Annotated in this window: 14 protein-coding genes and 1 tRNA gene; 9 read left to right on the plus strand and 6 right to left on the minus strand. The window is 58.9% G+C overall.

Annotation, left to right across the window (positions count from 1 at the left end; genetic code table 11):
* Nucleotides 1–201: 201 nt before the first annotated feature.
* Nucleotides 202–291, minus strand: a tRNA-Ser gene (locus ACR0E2_RS05880).
* Nucleotides 292–376: 85 nt separating this feature from the next.
* Between ACR0E2_RS05880 and ACR0E2_RS05885 the strand changes: the two genes are divergently transcribed.
* From ACR0E2_RS05885 to ACR0E2_RS05920, 8 genes are all read left to right on the plus strand, one after another.
* The gene (locus ACR0E2_RS05885; RefSeq protein ID WP_480445629.1) at nt 377–1,792 is read left to right on the plus strand and encodes an SPOR domain-containing protein; all 1,416 of its coding nucleotides are present in this window, start codon (nt 377–379) and stop codon (nt 1,790–1,792) included.
* A 16-nt stretch (nt 1,793–1,808) separates the two neighbouring features.
* Nucleotides 1,809–2,975: a D-alanyl-D-alanine carboxypeptidase family protein gene (locus tag ACR0E2_RS05890; RefSeq protein WP_152458554.1), complete on the plus strand. Its 1,167-nt coding sequence runs from the start codon at nt 1,809–1,811 to the stop codon at nt 2,973–2,975.
* Nucleotides 2,972–3,598, plus strand: coding sequence for a dTMP kinase (gene tmk, locus ACR0E2_RS05895; RefSeq protein WP_152458555.1), 627 nt, complete (start codon nt 2,972–2,974; stop codon nt 3,596–3,598). The genes ACR0E2_RS05890 and tmk overlap by 4 nt, the downstream gene beginning before the upstream one ends.
* A gap of 3 nt (nt 3,599–3,601) precedes the next feature.
* On the plus strand, nt 3,602–4,723 hold the full coding sequence (locus tag ACR0E2_RS05900; RefSeq protein ID WP_171615871.1) for a DNA polymerase III subunit delta': 1,122 nt from the start codon (nt 3,602–3,604) through the stop codon (nt 4,721–4,723).
* Nucleotides 4,720–5,526 (plus strand): TatD family hydrolase, encoded by an 807-nt coding sequence (locus ACR0E2_RS05905; RefSeq protein ID WP_480445630.1) that lies wholly within the window; start codon nt 4,720–4,722, stop codon nt 5,524–5,526. Before ACR0E2_RS05900 ends, ACR0E2_RS05905 begins: the two co-directional genes overlap by 4 nt.
* Entirely contained in the window at nt 5,523–6,320 is a 798-nt protein-coding gene (locus ACR0E2_RS05910; protein ID WP_171115079.1) for an MBL fold metallo-hydrolase, read from the plus strand. Before ACR0E2_RS05905 ends, ACR0E2_RS05910 begins: the two co-directional genes overlap by 4 nt.
* A gap of 54 nt (nt 6,321–6,374) precedes the next feature.
* Complete coding sequence (locus ACR0E2_RS05915) at nt 6,375–7,307, plus strand: AEC family transporter (RefSeq protein ID WP_171227973.1); 933 nt, start codon at nt 6,375–6,377, stop codon at nt 7,305–7,307.
* Nucleotides 7,308–7,368: 61 nt separating this feature from the next.
* Entirely contained in the window at nt 7,369–8,067 is a 699-nt protein-coding gene (locus ACR0E2_RS05920) for a CbiX/SirB N-terminal domain-containing protein (protein WP_171227972.1), read from the plus strand.
* 37 nt (nt 8,068–8,104) lie between these two features.
* Here the strand turns inward: ACR0E2_RS05920 and ACR0E2_RS05925 are convergent, their stop codons facing one another.
* The 5 genes from ACR0E2_RS05925 to ACR0E2_RS05945 form a co-directional block, all read right to left on the minus strand.
* Nucleotides 8,105–9,097: a diguanylate cyclase domain-containing protein gene (locus ACR0E2_RS05925; protein ID WP_480445632.1), complete on the minus strand. Its 993-nt coding sequence runs from the start codon at nt 9,095–9,097 to the stop codon at nt 8,105–8,107.
* On the minus strand, nt 9,094–9,681 hold the full coding sequence (locus tag ACR0E2_RS05930; RefSeq protein WP_171227970.1) for a heme NO-binding domain-containing protein: 588 nt from the start codon (nt 9,679–9,681) through the stop codon (nt 9,094–9,096). The genes ACR0E2_RS05925 and ACR0E2_RS05930 overlap by 4 nt, the downstream gene beginning before the upstream one ends.
* A 118-nt stretch (nt 9,682–9,799) precedes the next feature.
* Nucleotides 9,800–11,359: a trimethylamine methyltransferase family protein gene (locus ACR0E2_RS05935; RefSeq protein ID WP_480445634.1), complete on the minus strand. Its 1,560-nt coding sequence runs from the start codon at nt 11,357–11,359 to the stop codon at nt 9,800–9,802.
* Between the two features lie 118 nt (nt 11,360–11,477).
* Entirely contained in the window at nt 11,478–12,170 is a 693-nt protein-coding gene (locus tag ACR0E2_RS05940; RefSeq protein ID WP_480445636.1) for an HAD family hydrolase, read from the minus strand.
* A gap of 24 nt (nt 12,171–12,194) precedes the next feature.
* Nucleotides 12,195–12,479: a DUF3572 domain-containing protein gene (locus tag ACR0E2_RS05945; RefSeq protein ID WP_480445637.1), complete on the minus strand. Its 285-nt coding sequence runs from the start codon at nt 12,477–12,479 to the stop codon at nt 12,195–12,197.
* 88 nt (nt 12,480–12,567) lie between these two features.
* Here ACR0E2_RS05945 and ACR0E2_RS05950 point away from each other — a divergent pair, with 88 nt between their 5' ends.
* Nucleotides 12,568–13,968: a diguanylate cyclase gene (locus tag ACR0E2_RS05950; RefSeq protein WP_480445639.1), complete on the plus strand. Its 1,401-nt coding sequence runs from the start codon at nt 12,568–12,570 to the stop codon at nt 13,966–13,968.
* Nucleotides 13,969–13,973 lie beyond the last annotated feature (5 nt).

The following is a 13,973-nucleotide window of genomic DNA, read 5'->3' on the forward strand; positions in this document are numbered from 1 at the left end:
TTGCACCGGACGGAATGATCAGGCTGTCAACAAGTCCCACCCAAAGCGACCCTCCCAAAACGCGACGCTGAGCCCGGGGCCTGTCTCGTGCACCGAGGGTACGGTCTGCTTCGCCTCTGATGGATAGCGCATGCGTCAAATCGCTGGAATTTCGGCTCAATTCCGGATCAGAAAACACAACTGAAGTGAGACGGGTATGAGTGGCGGGGAGACAGGGATTCGAACCCTGGGGACGCTCTCACGCCCAACGGTTTTCAAGACCGCCGCATTCGACCACTCTGCCACCTCCCCGTCGAAAGCAGGGTCTAAGGCGAACTTCGCGCAGAGGCAAGTCGAAATCGGGAAATCTTGCCGAAGCCTGTGCAGCGGTCTTTCCATGACACTTCAGCCACGTTATGATCCGTACGAAAGACCGCAACAGGCTGGCAAACAGAACCAGCAGATCGGCAGTGGGGTTCGGAAAACGAAACCCCTTCAGGCAAGGGAAAAGCAGATGAAGCGAGCGATCGAGACACGCCCGGGGCCTAAACGGCTGGCGTATCTGGCGTTGACTTTGACGATACTGGCCGGATGCGAAGAAGTTTTCTCAACTTCTGAATCGACTGAAAAACCGGAAGACAATTCGGGAAAAACAGAACTCCTGCCCGAGGTGACTTCCGGCTCTCAGCGTGATGTCGAGGCCCCTGAGGTTTTTCAGACAACCGAAGCAGGGCTTTGGGATGGCCGGCCTTCTCTTGGCGGGATATGGGTTGCGCACCCGGATGCGTCCCAACCTGAACGTGTCGTGATCAAAAACACGTCCAACAACAAATCGGTGACCGGCGCCCTATTCCGGCGCGAGCGCAACTTGCCCGGGCCTGCGCTTCAGGTGTCGTCCGCTGCCGCGAAAGAGCTGGGAATGCTCGCGGGCGCGCCGACAAAAGTCAGTGTCGTCGCACTGCGCCGGGAGAAGCTGGAAGAACCGTCGTCGGAGGATACGCCAGAGGCAGAAGAATCGGCAGCCGAAACCACCGCTGCGGTTGCTGATGGAGCTTCCGACACGCAAGCGTCCGCAGAGCCGGAAAAACCTGTCAAACGGAAGTGGTGGCAGAAAAAAGAACCAGCCGCCGCCGCGGCTGGTACGGCTACGGTTGCAGCCGGTGCGGCCAGTTCATCCGATGAAATGGCTGATGACGTCGAGCCCGCAAGCGAAGATGCCGAGACTGCCACATCAACCGACGATCAGGCCGATGCACCTGCCGAAAAACCTGCCAAGCGGAAATGGTGGCAGAAGAAAGCCCCCGCCGCTGCGGCTGCGGGAACGGCCGTGGCCGCGGCAGACACAGCAACCGACAGCGCAGAGGTAGCCGCCGAAGCCGCTGCGGTCGTGGCGTCGCCCTCTTTGTCGGATGCTCCGGTCACGCCCCCTGCCGAAAAACCTGCCAAGCGGAAATGGTGGCAAAAGAAAGACCCCGCCGCGATCACCGAAACACCGCTGGACCCGGTAGAGGGGGCCGCAGCAGCAATTGATGCGTCAGACGCCACGCCTGTTGCAGCAGCCACAACGTCGGCGACATCTTTGAGCAAACCGTATGTTCAGATTGGAACTTTCAGCGTTGAGGCAAACGCCAAGTCAGCAGCCCAAAAGGTGCGTCGCAACGGATTGCCCACTGTTGTTCGGGAACTGAAAACAGCGAATAGTACAGTCTGGCGCGTGCTGGTCGGCCCCGCCACAACCCGGGCCGAGCGCAAAGCCTTTCAAAAGGACGTGAAAGACCTTGGCTTCAAAGATGCGTTCACGGTAACCGACTGATCAATGGAGGCGTAACATGCTGTCCTCAATACGAACATCTGTTCTGGCTCTTGGGCTTGCCGTTCTGGCGATACCGGCCCAGGCTTTTGATACATCCGCCCGCGCGGCTTACGTGATCGATCAAACCACCGGTACCGTTCTGCTGTCGAAAGAAGCCGACCAACCGTTGCCACCTGCGTCGATGTCCAAGCTCATGACGCTTTATGTTGCGTTCGAAGCATTGCGGGACGGACGCTTGACGCTGGACGAAACTCTGCCTGTTTCGGAACACGCGATGAGCTATGGCGGCTCGACGATGTTCCTGAATACGCAGGATCGCGTTCGTGTCGAAGATCTGCTGCGCGGCATTATCGTTTTGTCGGGCAATGACGCCTGTGTCGTCATTGCCGAAGCGCTCAGCCCGGATGGCACCGAAGCAGGGTTTGCGCGATACATGACCCAGCGGGCCAAGCAGATGGGTATGAACAATTCGAACTTCGCAAATTCGAACGGCTGGCCCGCCGCCGGACATATGATGTCGGCTCATGATCTGGCCGTTCTTGCGGACCGGCTGATCACCGACTTTCCGGAATACTATCCCCTTTTCGCCGAAGAAGTTTTCGAATTCGATGGCCGCGCGCCGTCAAACGCCCGCAACCGCAACCCGCTGCTGCGGCTGGATATCGGCGCAGATGGCCTGAAAACCGGCCATACACAAGAAGCGGGCTATGGCCTTGTCGGGTCCGCCAAACAGGGCGACAGGCGTGTGATCTTTGTGCTGACGGGTCTCGACAGCACCGGCCAGCGGGCAGAGGAGGCTGAGGCCGTGGTTAACTGGTCGTTTCGAAATTTTGTCGAGAGGACAGTTGCCACCGCGGAAACGCCGATAGCCGAAGCCAAACTGTGGATGGGTGAGAAAAAGACCGTGGGGCTTGTTCCCGAAGGTGATCTGAACGTGCTGTTCCCGGTTCTGGGCACTCAGAATGTCGAGGCCGAAGTGGTCTATGAGGGCCCGATCAACGCGCCCGTCAAGAAAGGTCAGCAACTGGCCGAACTGGTGATCAAGCCCGAAGGGTTGCCGGAAATCCGGCGCCCGCTGGTGGCAGCCGAAGATGTTGCGATTGGCGGGTTTGTGGTGCGTATGCTGACCGTCGGCGGCATCGTATTGAAAGACGTGATCAACAACCCGCTGGAGTCGATGTGACGAAAGCGGGGTTATTTCTGACCTTCGAAGGCATTGACGGTTCAGGCAAGTCAACACAGGCGCGGATGCTGGCGGAACATCTGCGCGCGCAGGGTCACGAGGTGGTACTGACGCGCGAACCCGGCGGTTCCGCGGGGGCCGAGGAAATTCGCAGCCTGGTTTTGGAGGGCGACCCGGATCGCTGGTCGGCCGAGACCGAGATCCTGCTGTTCACAGCAGCCCGCCGCGACCATCTGGAGCGTACAATCGAACCCGCCTTGGCGGCAGGGAAGGTGGTGATCTGCGACCGCTTTGCTGACAGCACGCGTATGTATCAGGGCTTGTCCCGGGGTGACCTGCGAAATCTGGTGGATCAGTTGCACAGCCTGATGATCGGGCGCGAACCGGACATGACGCTGCTGATCGACATGGACCCCGAAACGGGCCTGGCACGCGCCAAGGGGCGACAAGGCACCGAAGAACGGTTCGAGGATTTTGGCCCGGAATTGCAAAAGAAGATGCGCGCCGGCTTTCTGGCGCTGGCCGATGAGTTCCCCGACAGGTTTCACATCGTGGATGGCAACAGGGACATGGACAGCGTTGCGCAGGATGTGACAGAAATCGTCCAGGCAGCACTGCGGTAGACGATGAGCGACGATATCCCTTCTCCGGATCAGGTGCCGGGCGCACCACATCCGCGCGAAACCGTTCGGCTTTTTGGCCAGGATGCGGCTGAACAGGCATTCCTGACCGCCTACACGTCGGACCGTTTGCATCACGGTTGGCTGCTGACAGGGCCACGCGGTGTCGGCAAGGCGACCCTTGCCTGGCGAATTGCAAGGTTTCTGCTTGCCACGCCGCCGGTCGAGGATGGCGGGTTGTTCGGCGCGCCGCCTCTGCCCGAGACGCTCGATATCGATCCCGATCACCCGGTGGCCCATCGCATTCAGGCCGGGGCAGAACCGGGTTTGGCGGCGATAACCCGGTCGCTGAACGATCAGGGACGGCTGCGCGGTGAGATCGTCGTGGATGACATCCGCAAGCTCGGGAAATTTTTTGGCCTGTCCTCTGCGGACGGCGGCCGCCGCGTCGTGATCGTGGATTCAGCAGACGAAATGAACGTCAGCGCCGCCAACGCGTTGCTGAAAATGCTGGAAGAGCCGCCTGCCCGCACCACCCTTTTGCTGGTATCGCATCAACCCTCGCGCCTGTTGCCAACCATCCGTTCGCGCTGTCGCACGCTGCGCCTCGGTCCACTGAACGCGCAAAACATGCAAGCCGCCCTGTCACAAACGGAAACCGAAATTCCCGCGCAGACAGAACACCTTGCCGCGCTTGCCGCAGGTTCAGTCGGAGACGCCGTGCGTTTGATCAATCTGGGTGGTCTGGACATCTATGCCGAACTGATCGCCATTCTGGGCACCCTGCCCCGCATGGACCGCCAGCGCGCGCTGGCCCTAGCCGAAGCGGCAGCACAGCGCGGCGCGGCGGACCGGTTCGAACTTTTGCTTACCCTGATCGACATCGCTCTGTCACGGCTGGCCCTGACCGGGGCAACGGGCACGCCCCCGCTTCCTGAAGCCGCCCCCAACGAGGGTGAAACACTGGCGCGTCTGTCAGCATCGCCAAATCAAGCCCGTCGCTGGGCCGAGGTCGCCGCAACGATCACAGCCCGAGCGCGACATGGTCAGGCAGTCAACCTTGACCCTGCCGCTCTGGTCCTAGATACGGTGTTCAAGATACAGGAAACTGCCGGTCAGAACAGATGAGCGACACCCCCCAGATTACCGACAGCCATTGCCATCTGGACTTCCCGGATTTCGAAGGCCAGTTGGACGACATCATCGCGCGTGCTGCCCAGGCTGGAGTGACCCGGATGGTGACGATCTGCACCAAACTGCGCAACGAACCGGCCGTCCGTGCGATTGCCGAAGCCCACGCGCCGGTCTTCTATGCCGCCGGCACACACCCGATGAGCGCCGCGGACGAGCCATTGGCCTCGGTCGATGATCTGGTCGCCCTGACACGGCATCCTAAATTCGTCGGTATCGGTGAAACCGGCTTGGACTACCACTATACCGCCGACAGTGCCGAAGTGCAGAAACAGTCACTGCGCATCCATATCGAAGCGGCCCAGCGCACCGGGTTGCCCCTGATCATTCACGCCCGCGCAGCTGATGAAGATATGGCCCGCATTCTGGCCGAAGAATATCGCAACGCACCCTATTCCTGCGTCATGCACTGCTTCTCATCGTCTGCTCAATTGGCCAAGGCCGCGCTGGAGCTGGGGTTTTATCTGTCCATGTCCGGCATCGCAGCCTTTCCGAAAAGCCAGGAGTTGCGCGATATCTTCGCAAACACCCCGGCGGACCGCATTCTGGTGGAAACTGACGCGCCCTATCTGGCCCCGCCGCCCTATCGCGGAAAACGAAACGAGCCGGCCTATACTGTGCACACGGCCCAAAAGGGGGCCGAAATCTTTGGCATGGACTATGCCGCCTTTGCTGACCAGACACAGGCAAACTTCGACCGGCTGTTTACCAAAGCGGCATCATACAAGGCCGCCGCATGACCGGCTTCCGATTTACAATTCTGGGTTGCGGGTCCTCTGGCGGCGTGCCGCGGCTGGGCGGTCAGTGGGGCGATTGTGACCCTGCGAACCCCAAGAACATCCGGCGGCGCTGTTCGATGCTGGTCGAACGCGACGGGCCAGATGGGACAACCTCGGTTCTGATCGACACCACGCCGGATATGCGCAGCCAGTTGCTGGACACGGGTACAGGGCGGTTGGACGGGGTCGTCTATACGCACTCGCACGCAGACCATGTGCATGGAATCGATGATTTGCGCATGATCGTGTTCAACATGAAAACCCGTGTTCCCGTTTGGGCGGATGGCGACACCCAGAACGCCTTGTTGGGGCGGTTTGGATACGCGTTCATTCAGCCGGAAGGCTCTCCTTATCCTCCGATACTCGAGCTCAAGTCCATCGACGGTCCATTTGAAATCGACGGCCCCGGCGGCCCGATTCCGTTTCGTCCTTTCAAAGTGAATCACGGTTCGATCGATTCCCTGGGATTCCGCATTGGGCAACTTGCCTATCTTCCGGATGTCGCCGAGATCTACGACGATGCCTGGCCCGAAATGAAAGGGCTGGACTGCCTTGTCATCGATGCCCTGCGCCGTTCACCTCATCCAACGCATGCGCATCTGGAAAAGACGCTTGGGTGGATCGAAGAACTCCAACCGAAGCGCGCGGTTCTGACCAACATGCATATCGATCTCGACTATGCGACCGTCGATGCGGAAACCCCCGACCACATCACCCCCGCCTTCGACGGGATGGTGATCCATCAGTCGCAGTAGGCCGCTGCCCGTCGCCCGCATGATATCGCAGCAGGCCCGTCGCACGGGGGCCACATGCTGCAAAGCCTGATCGACGTCATTCTTCCGGTTTTCCTTGTGATCGGGGCCGGGTATACGGCGACCCGCACGGGGTACTTCAAAGAAGCGCATGTCGATGGGCTGATGAAGTTCACCCAAGGCTTTGCGATTCCCTGCCTTTTGTTCCTGGCCATCGCGCATCTGGACCTCAGCGCCAGTTTCGACCCCCGGCTTTTGGCCAGTTTCTATTCCGCCGCCGCCCTGTGTTTCACAGCAGGCCTGTTCGGCGCACGCATTATTTTCGGGCGCGATTGGGAAGATTGCGTTGCAATCGGGTTTTGTTGCCTGTTCTCAAACTCTGTCCTGCTGGGTTTGCCGATAACCGAACGCGCATATGGGCCCGAGAACCTGACCGGCAACTACGCGATCATCGCCTTCCATTCTCCGTTTTGTTACGGCGTCGGGATCACGGTGATGGAGGTCGTGCGAAATCGCGGCCATGGTGGCATGCGCATGGCACGGTCTGTTTTGTCCGCAATGTTCAAGAACGCGCTGATCCTTGGTATCGCCCTTGGGTTTCTGGTCAACCTGTCCGGCCTGGCAATCCCTGCGGTGGTCGACGAAGCGCTGGGGTTGATCACCCGTGCTGCCCTGCCCGGGGCGTTGTTTGCCTTGGGCGGTGTGCTGGTCAAATACAAGCCCGAGGGCGACCTGCGCACCATTGCTTATGTTTGCTGTATCTCTTTGATGCTGCATCCCAGCCTGGTGTGGGTGTTCGGCAAATCCACGGGCCTGCCGCAGGATCTGTTTCGGTCGGGGGTTTTGAATGCGGCCATGGCTCCGGGTTTCAACGCCTATATCTTCGCCAACATGTATGGTCGCGCAAAACGGGTCGCAGCGTCGGCGGTCCTTATCGGAACAGCCTCGTCCATTCTGACCGTGTGGCTATGGCTGACACTTCTGGGCTAACTGAGGTGTTGACTTCAGTTTGATGTGAAACACCTATCGCGCAACGCAGCAGGAGATCCGAATGTCACATGCCATAATTGTCGCTCATGGCCAACCGTCAGACCCGGAACCGGCCGAAGCTGCACTTGCGGCATTCGCCGCCAAGGTCAACGCGCTTACCGGGCATGTAGCGGTGGATTCGGCCACCCTGGCAGCGCCGGGTGCGTTGGAGGCGAAGCTGGACCGCGCGCCCGAAAACGCGGTCATCTATCCACTTTTCATGGCAAAAGGGTGGTTTGTCACCAGCGCGCTACCCAAACGGCTTGGGGATCATCCGGCGCAGATCTTGGACCCGCTTGGAATTGACCCGGACCTGCCGGACCTGACCGCAGAAGCCCTGCGATCGGAATTGTCCGACAAACACTGGGCCGCTCTGTCCACCGATCTGGTCATTGCCGCGCATGGTTCCGGGCGCAGCCGGAACCCGTCGACCGTGGCGTTGCAGTTTGCGAAACAGCTTGCGGAACTGATTGCGTTCAAGTCCGTTCGCGTCGGTTTCGTCGAAGAGCCACCTTCCATATCTGACGTTGCAAACGGTACCGAAGGTCAGGCGCTGTGCCTTCCGTTCTTTGCCTGTGCCGGAGGGCATGTGCAGGAAGACGTCCCGCAAGAGCTGGATCGCGCGGGGTTTTCAGGCGTGGTCCTGCCGGTGGTGGGAGAGTTGCCTCCGATCCGGCAACAGATTGCCAAAAAGATAAATGCGGCATTCGATTCAGCCTGAAGCCCCGATACGTGCCCATCGTGTTTTCTGAACGAATTCAGGTTTGCGCCTTGCTCAACGCTGAATACATGCGATGGCAAGACCGGCCGTCGCGCTTGGCCTGATAAAGGGCCAAGTCTGCTGCGTGAAGAATGTCGGCGGCGTTGGGGCAGTCGAACTGCGTGGACAAGGCGGTGCCAATACTGGCCGAGATCGAACAACTCTGATTCTGAAAGGTCATCGGCTCATTCAACCTTGATATCAGACGACCAGCAATGCAGGCCAGAGTATCTTCCCGAGTCAGATCTTTGAAAATAATGACGAATTCATCCCCGCCGACCCGGGCCACGGTGTCGTTGCTTCGTGTTTCCTGCTGCATGATGCGGGCGGCCTGCTGCAAGACGAAATCACCCGCCGCATGACCCAGCTTGTCATTCACGGCTTTGAAAAAGTCCAGATCCAGATGCATGAGCGCGAAAGTTGAATTTCCCGAAATCAAATGCTCGAGCAAGTGATCCATCGCCCTGCGGTTCTTCAGTCCAGTCAATGTGTCGGTAAAAGCCTGCTCTTCGGCTGCAAGCATCGCACCTTGTAGCCGCAGGTTGAGAGAACGGGATGCCTCCATCGCGGCGGATTTGGCTTCGACCAGATACAACAGCTCAATCGCCAGATCCGTACCCGAGAAATCCGCACTTGTCAGCGCATAGTCCCGAACCGCATCCAAAATCGAGATACCAAATGACAGATTGATGACTGCGCCACCGGAATGCGGCAAAGGAGCGACCAGACCCTTGAGGGTTGTGCGGGGTTCATCATGAAACCTCAGATGCAGCTTCGCCCCGGCCATTGACATCAGGGCGGGAATGGTCGTGATCGTTCTGGGGCGGATCAGTTCAAACACATCCAGAAATCCCTGCCCCACCAGCGGCAGTTCAGGTCGCAACTTTTGCAGGGTCGGACCTGCTTGCTGAATATGCCCGTTTTGGTCCACCAACAGGAACATCGGGCAAAGCGTTTCCAGCAGTCCTGCCAGTTCTTGGGTATCTGTCATCCGTTCCGAGCCCCCAGATCAAAATGCCGCCCCTCGGCAAAAGCGCTTTCAACCAACATGATGGAAATGACATCACTGCCTTGCTGCTGCCCCTCGTGTGACAGCATCACCAGCGCACCATAGTCATCCGCCATTGCGCGCAGGACCCCAACCATGACATTGGAATACCCCGGCAGGCCCGGAGAGCAACTCAGCTGAAATTCCGTGGCTGACAGCTCTCTCAGCTCCAAGGCCGGCAGAGTCAAATCAGACACGGCCAGCCGCACGCGGTCCGCCAGATCGTCGAGCGAGTGAAGAAATTCCACGTAGCTGACGCCGCCGAACCTGAGAAGGCGGCGCAGCCCTTCCATATTCGGATGAGACACGAGATACGTTCCCAGGTCCTCAAAGACTTCGGCTTGCGGCCGATCGAGGTCTGCGCTCAGCGCCTCCATTACCTTGGACGTCATGTCATCGTCATAGACGAGCATGGCTTCAAACTCGACAAACCCCAGCCGTGCGGCGTCGGTCACGCGCAACCAGCAGGATCGCCCGTAGGTCGCACAGACAAAGGACTGTATCGCTCGATTGATCAGACCATGCATCAGATGCCCCAGTTTGGTGTCCTGTGCACTGTGGCCGAAAAAACCTTAACAAATAGCCAAAATCCACCCTGAGTTGTAGCGAATTCAATCGAGTATCAGCGCGATACCACCTGTCCGGTCAGAAATCCGTGGGCGCGCCGCCTTCCGCTTTGCGGCGTTCGACAAAAGCGGCCAGTTCCTCGCGAATGCCTTCATCGATCGGGGGGGCTTCAAAGCTCGAGATGATCTCCTTGAACATGTGATGCGCGCGTTCTGCCGTCCAGATACCGCCGGCGGCCTCCCATCCTTCGTAGTTTTTCCAATCACTCAGGAAGGGTTGATAGAAGGCCGTGGTATAGCGATCCTGCGTATGCTGAATGCCAAAGAAATGACCGTCATTCCCGACTGCCCTGATCGCATCCAGTGCAATCTCGTCCGGCCCTGTGGCGGTCAACTCGGGGTTCATATAGCGTTGAATTTGCTGTAGGATTTCGCAGTCCATGATGAACTTTTCCGGGCTGGCGATCAGGCCGCCCTCAAGCCAACCGGCGGCGTGGTAGACCATATTGGTACCCGATTGCACGGCGGCCCAAAGCGAGTTCGAAGTCTCCCACACCGACTGCCCGTCCGGCACGTTTGCCGCACAAACACCCGAAGATCGCATGGGCAAACCATAGAACCGCGCCATCTGGCCGGTCATCTGGGTCGAACGCATGTATTCCGGTGTTCCAAAGGCCGGCGCGCCGGATTTCATATCCACATTCGACGTGAATGTACCGATCACACAGGGGATACCGGGGCGCACGTATTGGAACAGCGCAATGGCACACAGCGCCTCGGCTAAGGACTGCGCCACGGCGCCCGCCATGGTTACGGGCGCCATCGCACCCGCCAGCGTAAAGGGCGTGACAACAATCGCCTGACCGCGCCGCGCCAGGCGCAGACACCCGTCGATCATCGGGTGATCGTGTTTCAGCGGCGAGGTCGAGTTGATATTGGTATACATGCGCGGCGCGGCTTCGAACTCCTCGTGGCTCAAACCGCCTGCGATGCGCACCATTTCCATGACATCTTCGACGCGTTCCTTGCCCAGCGAATAGGCGTGCATCGCCTTGTCGGTCAGGGTCAGCTTGTCGTACAGCACATCCAGATGGCGCACGCTGGCGTGGATATCGACCGGCTCGACCGGGTATCCGCCGGCGAAATGGATGCAGTTGAAATATTGCGTCAGCTTCAGAAGGTTCCGGCACATCTCGCGATTGCCCGGTACTTTTTTCCCGATCTCCATGTCCCAGTAGTTCGGCGGGGAAGAGACGTTGCCGAACAGGATGTTCTTTCCCCCGATTTCGATCCTGCGATCCGGATTGCGAGGGGTGATCGAAAACCGGCTGGGAGCCTTGGCGATCATCTCCATGACAAAGTCCCGCCCCATGCGGACATTGTCGCCGTCGATGGTGCAACCGGCTTCGCGCAGGATACCTATTGCCTCTTCGTTGTAAAACTCGATCCCGATCTCTTCGAGGATGCGCATTGCCCCTTCATGGATCGCTTCGATGCCGGCCTGACCCAAAGGTTCTGTGGGTCGATCGATATTGACCGGCGGATCCCAGGGCATCTGGTCAATCGCTGCACTGCCCCGGCGCGCAGCCGCCCCTGCGCGCCCTCCTCCGCGGCGCTTGCGTGTCTTGGTCTCGGCCATCGGTGCCTCCTGTTCTTGCTTTCGTCAAGCAAGCCCCGAAGAGACGCCTATGGCCGCTCCGTCTGCGACAGAATATGTCGGTTTTTCATCCCGTTTTGTCGAATCTCGGATTTGAAAATCAGATTCTGGCCAACCATTCGGGAATATGTCCGATATCCGGCAAAATCACATCCGCCATCGGAGCCAATGCATCCGCCTCGGCCAAACCGGTCAAAACACCGATCGTGGTCATCCCCGCCGCACGCCCAGCCTGCAAGTCATGAAGACTGTCGCCGACCATCGCGATACGAGATGGCTCGACCCCGATATGGGCGGCAAAGGCCAGCAACTGGCCCGGTCCCGGCTTGAACCCGTGACCACTGTCATACCCGGCGACGAAATCGAAATGCCCCTTTACCCCGACAGAATCGAGATGCTGCAAAGCGGGATGTTCACTGTCATTCGTCGCAACGCCCAGCTTTATTCCGGCATTTTGCAGACCTTCCAGGAAAGGAACCAATGGCACCGCGGGCACCTGCGGGGCCGAGGCGGCCTCGGAGTTCATCAAATCGATGATCTCCTGCAAGGTCACGCCATCGACATGAGCAATCAGAACCTCTGCGATTTCCTCGACCGTGGCGGCGATTACAATGCTGTCTTCGGTATATTTCCCTTGCTCGAAATCATATCCGATGACACGGCCAAGCTCGGTCGCGCGAACTTCGTCCCCGTTGGACAGGCGCAACAGCATCGAGCGTCCGAACCCTCCCCACGTATTGGCAAAGTCAAACAGCGTGCCATCTTTGTCAAAGATGATCGCATCTATCGGCATCCGGTGCTCCTGCGGAAAATATGGTTACGTCCAGTGTATCTCGGCGCCGCCGGACAATACCGCCCTTGCCTGGGCGGGAAGATCATAGGCGAGTGAATTGGCGTCACAAAACGCCATGACCCACGAATCGTCAAGCACCAGAAAATCAAGAACCGAGGCCAGAAACTCGGTATCGCTTGCCCGATCGCGCACATCCTCGATCGATGCGCCCGTAGAGCCCAGAAAAACAGGCAAAAGCTCGTCATTGCTGACCAGCCAGGTCAGGGCCGTCAGCGCAAGAGTTTCGGCGGAATCAGAGGATATCGGCATAAACTTGGGTCAGATCCGGTCTTGGAAAGGGTTTGTTAACCAGAGTCATAAACACTTTGTTCACGCATGCAATCAACGGTGAACAACTATGTCTGTGCAGGGAACCATCCTTGTCCTCGACGGGGTATCGACCAATCGCATCATGCTGAAGGTACAGCTGACGGCGGCCTGGTATCACGTGGTGCAGGGCGAAAAGCTTGAAGGGTTGCCCGCACTCGTGCGGCGTACGCAACCGGATCTGGTCCTGACGGCTCAGACGTTGCCGGACGGAACCGCTGCGGATGTGAAGAAGGCGATCGTGAAGGAACCCGGCCTTGACGACGTTCCGGTCGTGGCGATTGCCGCGCAAAATGACCGGGACGCTCGGCTGCGGGCGTTGAAGGACGGGCTGGATGATGTGTTGACGCACCCGTTCAAAGACACTTTGTTGTTGGCGCGCATTCGCAGCCTTTTGCGTGCCCGTGCGGTCACTCAGGATTTGCAGGTCAGCAACGGATCGCAACCGATTGGCTTCGCAGAGCCGGCCCAACCGATAATCAGACCGTCCAAGGCGGCGCGGGTTGATATTCTGACCCACACGGCCCGAACCGGCGCGCTTTGGCAAAAGGCGCTGGACGATCAACGTCAATTTGATTTGAACTGGCATCTTCAGTCAAACCTGCGGGGTGTTTTGTCCGGCTCTGTTCCCGATGCGATCGTGGTTGAACTGGGCTCGAGCCCGGCCGGTCTGAATATCCTTGCCGACCTCAGATCACGCGGCGTGACCCGGCACACGGTTTTGATCGGGGTGCTGAAGGACGAAGACGCCGGACAGGCTTCGGAAGCTCTGGACCGAGGGGCCGATGCTGTCTGTCTGGGCGGGTTCTGCGCGCAAGAGATCCTGCTGCGGCTTGAAAACCAGATTGCTCGCAAAGCGCGACTGGATCAGATGCGGGTCTCTCTCAAAAGAGGCATCGCGGAATCCTGGTTCGACCCGTTGACCGGGCTGCACAATCGCCGCTATGCCATGCGCACGCTGGATCAGATCGCGCGCCAATCCGCCAGAACGGGGCGCAGTTTTGCGATCATGCTGGCCGATCTGGATCACTTCAAGGCAATCAATGATGGCCATGGCCATGCAAGCGGCGATTACGTTTTGGCGCAAGCGGCGGAACGTATGCAAAATGCCTTGGGATCCCGTGGCTTTGTCGCCCGCATCGGAGGGGAAGAGTTCATAATCGGCGTGCCCGATGTATCGCCCAAACAGGCGTTGAACCTGGCCGAAACCGTTTGTGACAGCATCTGTCAGTCCCCGTTCCTGTTACCGGACCATGGGGCACAAGTTGATGTGACGGTCAGTATCGGGTTGAAGTTGTCTCAGGTCGGTTTCGCCCCGCAAGACTGTGCGGCTGAAAGCGTGGAAAACCTGATCAAATCCGCGGACAAAGCGCTTTATGCTGCGAAGAAGGCAGGGCGCAATCAGGTGAGTATCAGGCAAAGTGCCGCCTGATCTGT

Source organism: Ruegeria sp. A4 (assembly GCF_056543025.1).

Coding starts and splice junctions, on each gene's coding strand:
- ACR0E2_RS05945 (WP_480445637.1), bottom strand. CDS start 12,479: ATGCCGATATCCTCTGATTCCGCCGAAACTCTTGCGCTGACGGCCCTG.
- ACR0E2_RS05885 (WP_480445629.1), top strand. CDS start 377: ATGACACTTCAGCCACGTTATGATCCGTACGAAAGACCGCAACAGGCT.
- ACR0E2_RS05935 (WP_480445634.1), bottom strand. CDS start 11,359: ATGGCCGAGACCAAGACACGCAAGCGCCGCGGAGGAGGGCGCGCAGGG.
- ACR0E2_RS05915 (WP_171227973.1), top strand. CDS start 6,375: ATGCTGCAAAGCCTGATCGACGTCATTCTTCCGGTTTTCCTTGTGATC.
- ACR0E2_RS05910 (WP_171115079.1), top strand. CDS start 5,523: ATGACCGGCTTCCGATTTACAATTCTGGGTTGCGGGTCCTCTGGCGGC.
- ACR0E2_RS05940 (WP_480445636.1), bottom strand. CDS start 12,170: ATGCCGATAGATGCGATCATCTTTGACAAAGATGGCACGCTGTTTGAC.
- ACR0E2_RS05925 (WP_480445632.1), bottom strand. CDS start 9,097: ATGACAGATACCCAAGAACTGGCAGGACTGCTGGAAACGCTTTGCCCG.
- ACR0E2_RS05900 (WP_171615871.1), top strand. CDS start 3,602: ATGAGCGACGATATCCCTTCTCCGGATCAGGTGCCGGGCGCACCACAT.
- ACR0E2_RS05905 (WP_480445630.1), top strand. CDS start 4,720: ATGAGCGACACCCCCCAGATTACCGACAGCCATTGCCATCTGGACTTC.
- ACR0E2_RS05920 (WP_171227972.1), top strand. CDS start 7,369: ATGTCACATGCCATAATTGTCGCTCATGGCCAACCGTCAGACCCGGAA.
- ACR0E2_RS05950 (WP_480445639.1), top strand. CDS start 12,568: ATGTCTGTGCAGGGAACCATCCTTGTCCTCGACGGGGTATCGACCAAT.
- ACR0E2_RS05930 (WP_171227970.1), bottom strand. CDS start 9,681: ATGCATGGTCTGATCAATCGAGCGATACAGTCCTTTGTCTGTGCGACC.
- ACR0E2_RS05890 (WP_152458554.1), top strand. CDS start 1,809: ATGCTGTCCTCAATACGAACATCTGTTCTGGCTCTTGGGCTTGCCGTT.